We start from the raw sequence: 12,379 nt of genomic DNA, 5'->3' as shown, positions 1-12,379 counted from the left end.
ATGGACACAAAAGTACATAGATTTAATAAATAATTTGGAAATGAAATCATTCTATTTCCATCCCTCAGTACCCGTTTCACCCTTCATGCCTTTTTATATATATTTGCGCATCTATGAACAAGGGAAAGCAAATCGCAGTTATTGGTTTAGGCTATGTTGGTTTACCATTGGCCATTGAATTTGCTAAACATTATTCCGTTTATGGCTTCGATATCAATGCTAAACGGGTAGACGAATTGAGTCGTTTGGAAGATGCCACGCACGAAGCTGATCTCCATGCGCTTGCTCAGGTGTTGCAGCCCAAGGCAGCAACAATGGGGCTAACCCTTACTGCCAGACTCGATGAAATTGCCAATTGTTCCATCTACATCGTCACCGTACCTACACCGATCGATCAGCAGAAAAGCCCTGATTTAAAGCCCTTGCTGGAAGCCAGTAAAATGATCGGAGAAGTAATCAAAAAGGGAGATATCGTGATTTACGAATCTACTGTATATCCAGGCTGCACCGAAGAAGACTGTGTGCCTGTGCTTGAACAAGTATCAGGGTTAACATACAATGTTGATTTTTTCTGCGGTTATTCGCCGGAAAGGATTAACCCGGGTGATAAAGTGAATACCCTTACTAAAATTAAAAAAGTTACTTCTGGCTCCACGCCAGAAATCGCTGTTGTAATAAACGAACTTTATTCTTCTATTATTACAGCCGGAACGCATTTAGCGCCGAGCATCAAAGTTGCCGAAGCTTCAAAAGCCATTGAGAATGCGCAACGCGATGTGAACATCTCCTTTGTTAATGAGCTGGCGCTGATCTTCGATCGGATGGAGATTGACACCACGGATGTACTGGCGGCTGCCGCAACCAAATGGAATTTTCTGAATTACAAGCCAGGTTTGGTAGGCGGTCACTGTATCGGGGTAGATCCTTACTACCTGGCCCATAAATCTGAATCGCTGGGTTATAAACCTGAAGTGATTCTGTCGGGCAGAAGGGTAAACGATAATATGGGAATGTTTGTGGCGAACAAGGTCATCAAAATGATGGTGGCTAAAAATAAAGTGATCAATGGCGCACGTGTATTAATATTGGGTTTTGCCTTCAAAGAAAACTGTCCGGATACCCGCAATACCCGTGTAATCGATATCTATAAAGAATTAAAATCTTTCAGTTTAAATGTTGAGGTTTATGACCCTTGGGCCAATGCGACAGAAGTTAAAACAGAATATGGATTCAATTTGATCCCAGCCGCGGCAATCAAAAGCTATGACGCGGTGATCCTGGCTGTGGCACATCAGCAGTTTCTGGAAATTGATTACGGAAAGTTTAAACAGGAAGGTGCTGTGATTTTTGATACCAAATCTTTTGTTCCAAGAGAATTGGTTGATGCCAGGTTGTAAATTGCTTACCACGCATGGGTAGCTAGTTCTTGTTTTTATCTGGTTAATCTATACACTGAGCTATCTACTCCTTTTAATGTCCGAAATCAAATCTAAACACTTATGGTACCTAGGGATTTAGAACGGGCAAATGATCCAATGGAATTTTATTCGATGTGTGAAAAGATAAATATTTTCCATTATCTTTAGGCATGGGTAATTCCAAATTCCCTATATAAACCAACTGAATTAAATTTAATGCTTTCAAATCTATTAAGATCTATTAAATCAGGTCTGCTGCCGCTTTATCTGCTCTTTTTTTTAATTCCTACAATTGGCTTTTGTCAAGCGCCTATCATTGAATCGTTTAGTCCGGAGAAAGGGGCGCCAGGTACCGTAGTGAATGTTGCTGGAAAAAACTTTAATTCTTCAGTAGACAAAAATGTCGTCTATTTTTCAGGCGTAAAAGTCCAGTTAAAAGCCGCCACAGAAACACAGCTTAGCTTTATCATCCCACCAACAGGAGGAACCGGTTCGTTTAACATACTCAATACCGTCACTGGTTTATCAGTCAAATCATCAAAGTATTTTATTTCCACCTACCCGCGTGAAGATAAGATGTTTGCTTCTGATTTCGATATCGAAACCTCCAGAAATGGTGGTTCGGCAAATTCTGCTATATCGGCTGGAGATTTAGACGGCGACGGTAGGAAGGATTTGGTTTACGTGAATTTGGGTTCAAATATTTTATACATCTGTCCTAATATGGGACGAACTGAGCTGTTGAATAACAATTCTTTTACCACTACAATCAGCTTACAAACAAAATCCGGGTCTGAAAATGTGGCAATAGCAGATATGGATGGAGACGGTAAGCAAGATATCATCGTATTGGAAAGTGGTTTAATATCTATTTATAAAAATAATTTAACATCAGGTTTTAGAGCGGATGCGTTTACCCGGGTAGAAATACCTCTTGGACAATCTGGTGGAAAACTGGCCATTGGCGACATGGATGGAGATGGAAAGCCCGACATTGTGTTAGGTTTTCTAAATCTTCAAATTTATAAAAATGAATGCTCCCCAAATCAGATCCTTCCAGCTTCATTCTCGAATATCACCACCATACCTGCGTTTGGTAGTTTCAATCGAATTACAATCGAAGATATGAATAATGATGGCAGGCCAGAAATTATTGCCGGAGGGAATTCTAATTCCTTTGTAAGCATCTTTTCAAATCAGGTAATAAATAATATACTCTCCAGTACCTCATTCCCTATTACCAAGCTGGAAGTGGGAAGTTCTTCTATGCTCGCTATTGGAGACGTAGACCAGGACGGTTTAAAAGATCTTATCACAATTTCTGGCACTACAAAATATCTGAATGTTTATAAACAAAATTCTGGTTCTACTAATTTTACCAATAGCTCCCTCCAACTTATTTCTAAACACTACATCGGAGCAGACCCCAAAGATGTTCTTGCCAATGATATTGATGGAGATGGCAGGGTTGATTTCGTAACTGTGAGTAAAAGTGACAATCGCGTATCGGTTTTCAAAAATGATTTTAGTTTTTCAGTTGCTAACAATAGCTGGTTCAAAATCATCACCCTATATCAGTTCGCTCAAACACCTTATGCTTTACTCGCTGAAGATCTAAATAATGACGGTATTCCAGACCTAATTTCCCTTAATGCCGACAATACGATCACCTTTAGGAAAAACAAGGAATCCCTTATACCTACGATTAAGTCGGTTGAACCTTTGATTGTTTCGATGGGAGCAACTGTTACTATTCAGGGAAATAACTTTGGCAAAAGCGCCAATGATAATCTGGTTTTAGTGGGTGGTAAAAAAGTACAAATCCTATCAGCCTCCGCAACACAGTTAAAAATCAAAATTCCCACAGGTGCAGCGTCAGCTATCGTTAGCGTTCAGAATAAAGTTTCCCGTCGCACGGCAAGATTTTCTCAGCCTTTCCGATATATCTATGAAAAGGCAGTACCCATCTCTGCGGCAGATTATCGATTCGCTATACGCATGGACCGACCCGGTGAAGGAACAAACAAATTGAAGTTTATCGACTTTGACAACGATGGTTTTCCGGATATGGCAAGTGTCGACTTCAAACAAAACTTAACTATTCTCAGAAACAGTGCCAGTGGTGCGTTGGATTGTTCCACCTTCGCGGAGAAGATGGTTTTGACTTCGAATAGCAAAGGTGATGCAACTTATGAAGATCTGGACGATGATGGTTTAGTAGATATTCTTGTTGCTGGCGATAGTGAAACTCAATATTTTAAAAATATTTCTACACCAGGAAAAATAATGTTTAATCCACCTGTTGGCATACCCCTCACCGGAGGTTTAGGGGCTGATATCGACGGAGATGGCAAGATTGATTTTTTTCCAATGCGTAATGTCACCACCGAAAATTCGACCCGGCCAACTTTCGTAAAGGTCAGTTCAAAACAAGCGAACATGATAGATATTACAAATGATGGAAAGCCTGAATTACATTTATCAGAAGGGAGTATTTACAAAATCTATAAAAATTACTGCCAGCCAGGTATGGTAAGCGACAGTCTGTTTGTTCATGTACCCGCACTTTCTCCCCCCATAAATGTGCGCTATCAGGACCTCAATAATGATGGTTTGCCAGACATGATTTATGGTGAATATTATTATAGAAACAATAGCTTGGGCACAGATGTTAATTTTGGGCAGCAACAAACCCTTACCGGGTATCCGGTAAATAAAAGTTATACTTTTAATACATCTTTTCTTGATTATGCAGATTTCAATGGTGATGGGTTAGAAGATGCTATCAGAGGTAGAAATGGTTTTTCGGCTGCCAATCAAGATACCTTATATGTCTATCAGAATTTGATGTCTGGTGTGCAGGATCCGGTTTACCAGGATTACGTAAAGTTTAACGCCCGGAATGAAAATCCTGGTGATAATATCATAGCAACACCTGGTCTGGAGGGGTTTATAGATTTAAACAATGATGGAAAAGCAGACATTGTGCTCAGGACATTCCAGAATAACTATTTAGTTATTTTTGAGAATACCACACATCCTGAGACTGATACCCCACCTGTAATTAGCTCCTTTGCCCCAGCTAAAGGAACCATTAAATCTAAGCTTTTAATTAAGGGAAATCATTTCAATCCGGTTTTGGAGAAAAATATGATTTACTTCGGCGATGTGCGTGCACGTTTACTTTCCGGAAGTAGCAGTGAGTTAGTAGTTGAGGTACCGCCAGGTGCTGTTTATTCCTTCATTAGTGTACTCGATATCGAAACCAAATTGCGGGCCACAACAACCCAGTATTTTAGTGTACAATCAGGTGATGGCAAAGGAACGGATTTTGATTCCTCCGCCTTTAAACTTCAGGAAAACTATGTCAATAATCCCGGTTCTTCTGGTCTCGCAGCCGTGGATTTAGATAACGATGGTATTCCTGAAGTCATCATCGGCGAAACAAGAAATACATCGAAGTTAAAGATATTCAAAGCCGCCTCGCGTGATGAAACGAGTTTACCCAAAAACTTTGTTAGCGCCAAAGAGATGGAGACCAACAAAAACGGTTCACTGGTTCAGATAGCCGATCTTGATGGAGATGGGAAGCCGGAAATTCTGGCGCTTTCGTCCACAATACTCATTTTCGAAAATGCCTGCACTAAAGATTGCAGCTTATCTTTTCTTTCGGATATACTGGATGAGGAGACCAGGTTTTACAGGTTTTTTCTAGCAGACATCAATCAGGACGGTAAGATTGATATTATTGCACCCGATGTTGGCTCAGCACTACGCATTTACCTTAACAACTCAAAAAGAGGAAGCATAAGTTTTGATCCCTATACCAGAGTTGTTTTAGATATTGACGCATCTTATTCCAGTAATCTGGGATATGAGCTTGCCGATCTTGATAATGATGGGATGATAGACTTGATGGTTAGTGGTTCGAATGGTACCAAACGCCTGTGTATATTCCGTAATACCAGTACCCCCGGGGCGAATACAATTTCATTTGCCAACCCTTTCTACAGGGCAGTACCTTCGTATGTTGGGCATATTTCAGCAAGAGATTTTGATGGAGACAGTAAAACTGATCTGATTGTCTCACAGTATAATTCCATAATTTTTATGCGTAATATCTCGACCAGAGGTAATATTGGTTTTGCTGAGAGTAAAACCATTGTTAACAATCTTGCAGTAAGGTTTATCGAGTCGGCTGATTTTGATGGTGATGGAAAGCCCGATCTTGCCCTGGCTGGTGAAGATGAATCCAAGCCTGCCATATATTTATTCAGGAATATAGCTGCACCAGGAATTCTTGATGAATCATCTTTTAATAAACCAATAACAGTTACGTTGCCTAATATGTTCAGGGTAGCTGCTGTTACGGATTTCAATTTAGATGGCAGGGCCGATTTGCTTCTTGCTCCTTATACCAACATTTCGAATCTTGTATCGCCGGCAATATTGATCAACCAGTTAGGTGCTCTTGATCTCGAACTAGCTACATCCCCGGGGTTCTCCAGCTACACCAGCAGGCTTACAGCTGTTGCATTAGATCCCGAAATAAAAATTATCAGTAAAGGAAATGATATCATGAGCAGTTGTAATGTAGTGATCGATGAAGGTCTCCATTCCGCAGATATCCTGTCATTTAAAAATGATGGAGGAATGGGGAATATTGCGGGGACTTACGATTCAGTAAACGGAGCGCTGGTTTTAAGTTCTGCAGGCAATTCCGCATCAGTTACAGAGTGGCAAAATGCCCTTAGAAAAGTTAATTATTCAAATACCGTAAATTTAAGCGGAGACAGGACGATTATATTCTCTGCCACGTTGAGTTCAGGTAAGGTTTCGCACGCCACCCGACTATTACAAATTACAGCACTTCCTGTTCCGGTAATAACAGGATTTACACCAAAAATTGCTACAAAAGATATGGAGATCACCATTTCGGGTTCTAACTTTGATCACCTCCAATCAATAACATTTGGTAATGTAGCAGCAAAGTCGTTTACCGCTACATCAACTGAAATCAAAACCTTTCCGGGTGAGGGCGCCACTGGTACTGTTTCGGTCAGTACACTGGCCGGGTTAGTGGCTATGGATGGGTTTATTTACGTTCCTACACCTGTAATTAGCGCTGACGGGCCTATTGTGTTTTCGCAGGGCGGGTCTGTAATGCTTTCTACAAATATTCAAAAAGGAATAGACAAAAAATGGATGAGAGATGGAGTAGTAATCGATGGGGCTTCGGACGATCACTTCAAAGTGACAAGCCCTGGAAGCTATCGATTACAAATTAGCGATCATGGATTATCAGTTTTGTCTAACCCGATTGTAGTTGAAACCATTTTTACCCTACCGAGCTCAAACTTCATGATTGCCACCACCTCATTAAGTTGTAGGGGAAGCAAGAACGGTACTTTGAAAATTACAGCTGCTACTAACCTGAATTATGTTGCTACCTTAAATGTCAATGGAATAGCTTCAATACATAAATTCTCTACAATACTCGAGCTCCCGAATCTCGAAGCAGGCAATTATAATTTATGCATTACCATACCTGATCAACCAAACTATAAGCAATGTTATGATGTGGTGATTTCGGAACCTAAAGAGCTAAGCATATACACGAATATCAGTACAACGAGCCCAACAGTTACCATCAGCTTGTCTGGAGCAAACACCTATTTTGTTGATCTCAATGGCAAAACCTATCAAACCACTAACAGTGAACTTAAGCTGCCTTTAGCTTCAGGGATTAACAAACTCATGGTAAGCTCTGATCTGCCTTGTCAGGGCGTCATTAAAAAGACTTTAGCAATGGCGGCAAAAGCTTCATTTTCTCCTAATCCGGTCGAAAAAATATTAACCATTGGTATGGGTGATAATACCTCGCCGGAAGCTGATATTGAGCTATTTAGCTTGGGTGGCCAACGTGTTTTCCGTGCTAAAAGAGCAAATGAAGGTTACATTGAAATTGACATTGAGCACCTGATTCCCGGAATGTATGTCATTAAGATTTCGACAGCAACAGGGACTATAACCTCTAAAATTTTGAAAAAATAATGAAAATAAAATATTTATTGATAGGTGTGATGCTGTTGGTGGGGTGTGGAAAAGACGAGGAGGTAACGCCAGATGGTGTTGTACCCGCTCCAACGGCTGCAGTATTAGTAAGCCCCCTTCAAAACGAAGTCTGTACTACCGGAACGATTTTATCCGATACAGAGAGTCAGATTACTTTTGTATGGAAAGCGGCTGAAAATGCAGACAGTTATGAACTGAATTATAAAAATCTCGAAACAGGTAGCGCTACCGTAGTCACTTCTACAAGTACCACTGCAACAATCAAAATGTTACGAAATACCCCATATTCATGGAAAGTAATCACCAAATCTTCCAAAACCAATACCATTGCTACTAGTGAAGTATGGAAATTTTATAATGCCGGAAATGGGGTAGTATCTTATGCTCCATATCCTGCAGAAATTGTTTCCCCTTTGCTTGGGAGTACGGTTACCCCGGTTTCAGGTAAAATCTCACTAACCTGGAAAGGGACCGATCCTGATGGAGATATAACTTCGTATCAAGTTTATTTTGGTACGGCAACAAATCCGCCTCTTTACAAAAACGATCTTAGTGTGAATAGCTTATCCGATATACCTGTTAACAATAATTCAACTTATTATTGGATTGTGGTTACAAAAGATTCAAAAGGAAATACGTCAACTTCAGGTATATCTCAATTTAGGACAAACTAAATGCAACCCTTACACTTCATTCAGGGTAAATATCAATTTACTATGTATTATAGCTTTGAGAACTTTTGATTTATCTGCAATGTTTTTTATATTTGATCATATTAACCTACTACCTTTCAGATAGGTTACTTAACTGGCTACTATCCCTTCGCATCATCCCAGCGACAGCCCGTTTTAACACAGCTTAAAAACATCCCATATTGTTGGTCATTATGAATGACCATTTGAATTTATTGTGTATACGCAAGAAGATATCCCTGCGATAGGGGGAATCCTGTGCTACCTGTACTGTTCAGAGAATAGGGATATGAGGACAGTCAGGTACCAGGTTTTCTTGAGGAAGGTAGTTTTGCTAGTTAGTGAAATACGTTAATTCTTACAAATTAACCTCCAGTTTTACCTCAAACCAGTTTTCTTCCACGATGCCGAAGTTAAAACTAAATGCATCTTTGTATTCCAAGGCTAGTCTGTGTCTGATGTTTTTCATTCCCAGATTTGTGCCCGATGAATGTATTCCGGTATTCAACATATTCCGGGTGTAAATCCGGAATTTATGGGTAGTCTTTTCGATGAGCAGATATCCCGGGTGCAGTTCTTTACTCAGGTTACCATGCTTGAAAATATTCTCTACCAAAGTAATCACCACAATAGGTAGAAATTCAAAGTCATCAAGTTGACCTTTGTATTCTGCATTCAGGTGTAACCGCCCTCCCTTTCTTAGTCCCATTACATAAATGAGGTTTTGAACCTGTTTTAATTCTGTGCTAAGTTTCACAAGATGTTCAGCAGTGTTTGTTTCGTCGATACTGTATCGCATGATTTCCGCCAGCTTCATGACGCCTTCAGCTAATTCATCATCATATTTTCTGGCCTTATCGTAAATAAAATTTAAGGTATTATAAAGTAAGTGGGGGTTGATTTGCGCGCGTAAATAATTGCTTTGCGCAAGGTATAACTCGCTCTCAATGCTCTTGATCTGTAAGTCATGCTGAAGTTGTTGTTTTTCTGCCGCCTCTATTTTCTTTTGATTTGCCTGATATGAAAGGAATAAGTAGTAAAAGCATGAAAAGCCTATAAACTGTAAACAACGCCACAAATTTGATAGCAAATCTTTACGGTCATTAAAGGAAGATATAAAAGACTCATGCTTAACCAGGATGAGATAGGGTTGAAAATGATTATCTGGTGAATTGTCCAATATGAAGCTAATGGCCATCTTTATAAAGACGAAGGCTACAATCTGTAAAGCCATCAGACTAATAAAAACCAATAGCTTTTTACCTTTTTTCCCGAAGTTTTTAAGAAGCACCCAGTGGGCGCTGATATAAAACCATATGATGTTCAGCGCGTAATGCCAGGTATAGTTTAGTGGTTTACCAAATTCATGGGCATAGCCCACGAGCGTAGTCTCTAAAACTATGTATAAGCTCCATCCTAGAAAGTGAATTCTGTTGATTTTTACCCATTTCCATATTTTGATCATCATGTCTGATGTGCCTTTTGTGTAGCCTCGGATTATAGCGGTGTAAAAAGTTTTTTCCATAGGAATAAATGAGGGTCTTTTGATTTCATCATGAAAGAACCCCGTAGAAAATTAAGTAAGAAAACTGTGTTTATTTTTAAATCGAAATCCAACATCCCATTGGTGTCGACGGATCCAACCACATCCAGCGTAATTATCATAACCAATGAAACCATAGTCAATCTGAAAATTCACTAAAGGTTGGTTTAAGTAATCTGGCCGGTTTTACCGGTCAGATCTTAAAGTGTTGCGATCAAGGTAAATCAGATAATTGTCTCTGAAAGCCTTACTCAGTCCGATCTTGATTTCCCCAATATAGACGAGGTTTCCTGTAGTTTCCAAGACCTTTTCAGCATTAATAATGTAAGAATTGTGTATCCTGAAAAAGGGATTTCCACCCAAACCGGTTTCTGTTTCCTTCATCGTTAAATACACCAGCTCTGTGTTTTCATTTGTGACAATTTTGACAAAGTTTCCACAACCCTCAATGTAAAGGATATCTTCTTTTTTAATTCTGCTACGGCTATTTCTTTCTCCGTTTGCTACAAAAAAAGAGTTTGGATCTTCTCGTTTGGATATTTCAACTATTTTGCGTTCATGGTCTAGAGTATCAGCTATCACCTGGGTGAACTGGACTTTTGAAATTGGTTTGAGCAGGTAGCCCGAAGCATTCAGGGCAATAGCCTGAATAGCGTGCTGGTTAAAGGCTGTAACAAAAACAATAAACCTGACCTTATTCCATAGCCGTTTCGCCAGATCAATCCCGGTAATATCAGGCATGTCAATGTCGACAAAAAGAAAATCTACCTGGTCTTTTACGCTAATGTCTGCCAGGGCAGATGTAGGATCAGTAAAGGTCTTGTGGAGGACAAGCCTGGGATGCACTCCAATGTAATCAGTCAGGATTGAAATGGCGGAATCGTCATCATCAATCACTACGCATTTATAAGGTAACATATTTCAAAGTTTAAATTGTTTAGTCGCTTTGGACTTTGCAATCATCTTCGCATACGTATCAGGGCTGTTTGGCCTTGATCGGTTCAATTCCTATCACTTCAGTAATTTTTTTGGCGGATAGGGAACCGTCCTTATTAATTTTGTTGGTGCGCTTTAGTGTCAACCTCACCATATCATGTGTAGGTCTTTCTAAAGGAAGAATTTCCTGTATGCTGCAATTAAATGCCTCAGCCAGTAAAAAAAAGTGTCTTACATTATATTTTTCTCTGTTGGTCAGGAGCTCTACTTTTCCTACAAAACCTTCAGATAAATGCATTTTCTGTGATAGCGCAACTTGAGAAATTTCTCTTGCCAACCTAAGTTGCTTCACATTTTCAATCAACAAATAGTCCAAATGCGAAATCACAATATTAATGTTTTCTTCTTCTGGATTTTGGTTCTGCATTATGCATGCAAGGAACAATAAAAGAAAAAAATTATCACAGGTACATAGCGAGGTAGAGATAAAATCTTTATATTAGTCCTAACAAAATATTTTAATTTAAAAGACTATAAATACATAATATTCATTCGTAGAATGGAGTAATTACTGAAAGAATTTGTGACGAGAAGTAGGACGTTCGAACACAAGTGGTAGGTAAAAACTCAATTCCTATGCTATCTTTGCGTAGCATACGGATTTGGGTCACCTGCTATATCTGTGTTCAGCCGCTGCAAAGTGGTGGTGGTCCTACACCTTCGTCGCAGATACAGCGTAAAGGTGGCCCTTTTCCGTTTGTCTTTCGGTTAAATATATTAACCATGAAAGCACTACAATCACAATTTGATTATTCTCTAACAAGAACCTGGCTACCTAAACGAACTTGTATCATCTACAATTCAACCCAATTTTCAACTCGTGAATGGGCTGAAATTATCTTATTGAGCCTTATCATCTGTTCTCCTGAATAATTATTATTAAAGCAGTTTAGGCGAAACATCCAATGTTTCTTAAGATCCTGCTGAGTTCAAAGCATCCCTATAGCTAACGTTTATTTTTATTTACCAACCAAACAAACAATGAAAAAATTAAAGCTTTTTATTGACCGGGCATTGCTATGCCTGAATTTTCGAAAGTTTATGGATGCTACTTTCGATATCAAAAAATCAAATCTCACTTACTTAAGTGCTGTGTTCTTTTGCGCTATTCCAATGGTTTCAGAAGCACAAATTTTAACTGAAACAACAGTCCCGATACAAGTCGGGCAAAAGTTGGGAACCGATTTCTGGAATAGAAACCATGAAATTTTCGATAACGGTAAACTCATCGTTTCCAATCTTTCAGGGGATAAAGGCAAATTTATCATCATTGATTTCTGGGCCTCCTGGTGTACTACCTGCATTAAAAAAATACCCTTGTTAGATAGCTTCCAGAAAGCAAATTCAAAACTTTTTAAAGTGGTGCTGGTAAATCCCAAAAGGTCACGCGATTCGCTTACCAATATCACCAGGATATTTTCCAATATCCGTACAGAAGTCCCTGACATTAACGCAACTTCTATTATTAACGACGTATATCTCGCAAATGCATTTCCTTATCACTACATCCCACATTATATATGGATTAACGCTCAGGGCGTTGTGGTCGCTATTACAGGTTATGATCTTCTGACCATTGCGAACCTGGATGCCGTATTGGGGAGGGCGCAAAGATATATAGCGAAACATCCTTCAACACCAAAAAAGCCTTAATT

The 12,379-nt window shown here is 39.4% G+C and carries 7 protein-coding genes; 4 read left to right on the top strand and 3 right to left on the bottom strand.

All coding sequences use genetic code 11. From position 1 onward, the window contains the following. The first annotated feature begins 113 nt into the window (after positions 1–113). From AB669_RS18450 to AB669_RS18440, 3 genes are all read left to right on the top strand, one after another. The gene (locus AB669_RS18450) at positions 114–1,397 is read left to right on the top strand and encodes a nucleotide sugar dehydrogenase (RefSeq protein ID WP_047800839.1); all 1,284 of its coding nucleotides are present in this window, start codon (positions 114–116) and stop codon (positions 1,395–1,397) included. A 237-nt stretch (positions 1,398–1,634) separates the two neighbouring features. Beyond that, positions 1,635–7,472: an FG-GAP-like repeat-containing protein gene (locus tag AB669_RS18445; protein ID WP_047800838.1), complete on the top strand. Its 5,838-nt coding sequence runs from the start codon at positions 1,635–1,637 to the stop codon at positions 7,470–7,472. Beyond that, on the top strand, positions 7,472–8,167 hold the full coding sequence (locus tag AB669_RS18440; RefSeq protein ID WP_047800837.1) for a hypothetical protein: 696 nt from the start codon (positions 7,472–7,474) through the stop codon (positions 8,165–8,167). Before AB669_RS18445 ends, AB669_RS18440 begins: the two co-directional genes overlap by 1 nt. Positions 8,168–8,543: 376 nt before the next feature. On the opposite strand, the gene AB669_RS18435 is transcribed toward AB669_RS18440, so the two are convergent. The 3 genes from AB669_RS18435 to AB669_RS18420 form a co-directional block, all read right to left on the bottom strand. Then, positions 8,544–9,710 (bottom strand): sensor histidine kinase, encoded by a 1,167-nt coding sequence (locus tag AB669_RS18435; RefSeq protein ID WP_047800836.1) that lies wholly within the window; start codon positions 9,708–9,710, stop codon positions 8,544–8,546. A gap of 204 nt (positions 9,711–9,914) precedes the next feature. Beyond that, on the bottom strand, positions 9,915–10,646 hold the full coding sequence (locus tag AB669_RS18425; protein ID WP_047800834.1) for a LytTR family DNA-binding domain-containing protein: 732 nt from the start codon (positions 10,644–10,646) through the stop codon (positions 9,915–9,917). A 58-nt stretch (positions 10,647–10,704) separates the two neighbouring features. Continuing rightward, on the bottom strand, positions 10,705–11,091 hold the full coding sequence (locus AB669_RS18420; RefSeq protein ID WP_047800833.1) for a helix-turn-helix transcriptional regulator: 387 nt from the start codon (positions 11,089–11,091) through the stop codon (positions 10,705–10,707). 614 nt (positions 11,092–11,705) lie between these two features. Between AB669_RS18420 and AB669_RS18415 the strand changes: the two genes are divergently transcribed. Further along, positions 11,706–12,377 carry a TlpA disulfide reductase family protein gene (locus AB669_RS18415; protein WP_047800832.1) on the top strand — a complete coding sequence of 224 codons (672 nt, stop codon included), beginning with the start codon at positions 11,706–11,708 and terminating at the stop codon, positions 12,375–12,377. Positions 12,378–12,379: the final 2 nt, after the last annotated feature.

The sequence above is a fragment of the Pedobacter sp. BMA genome (assembly GCF_001027745.1).
Classification (GTDB): domain Bacteria; phylum Bacteroidota; class Bacteroidia; order Sphingobacteriales; family Sphingobacteriaceae; genus Pedobacter.
This window is presented reverse-complemented; position numbering and strand designations above follow the sequence as displayed.

Coding starts and splice junctions, on each gene's coding strand:
- AB669_RS18420 (WP_047800833.1), bottom strand. CDS start 11,091: ATGCAGAACCAAAATCCAGAAGAAGAAAACATTAATATTGTGATTTCG.
- AB669_RS18445 (WP_047800838.1), top strand. CDS start 1,635: ATGCTTTCAAATCTATTAAGATCTATTAAATCAGGTCTGCTGCCGCTT.
- AB669_RS18435 (WP_047800836.1), bottom strand. CDS start 9,710: ATGGAAAAAACTTTTTACACCGCTATAATCCGAGGCTACACAAAAGGC.
- AB669_RS18415 (WP_047800832.1), top strand. CDS start 11,706: ATGAAAAAATTAAAGCTTTTTATTGACCGGGCATTGCTATGCCTGAAT.
- AB669_RS18450 (WP_047800839.1), top strand. CDS start 114: ATGAACAAGGGAAAGCAAATCGCAGTTATTGGTTTAGGCTATGTTGGT.
- AB669_RS18425 (WP_047800834.1), bottom strand. CDS start 10,646: ATGTTACCTTATAAATGCGTAGTGATTGATGATGACGATTCCGCCATT.
- AB669_RS18440 (WP_047800837.1), top strand. CDS start 7,472: ATGAAAATAAAATATTTATTGATAGGTGTGATGCTGTTGGTGGGGTGT.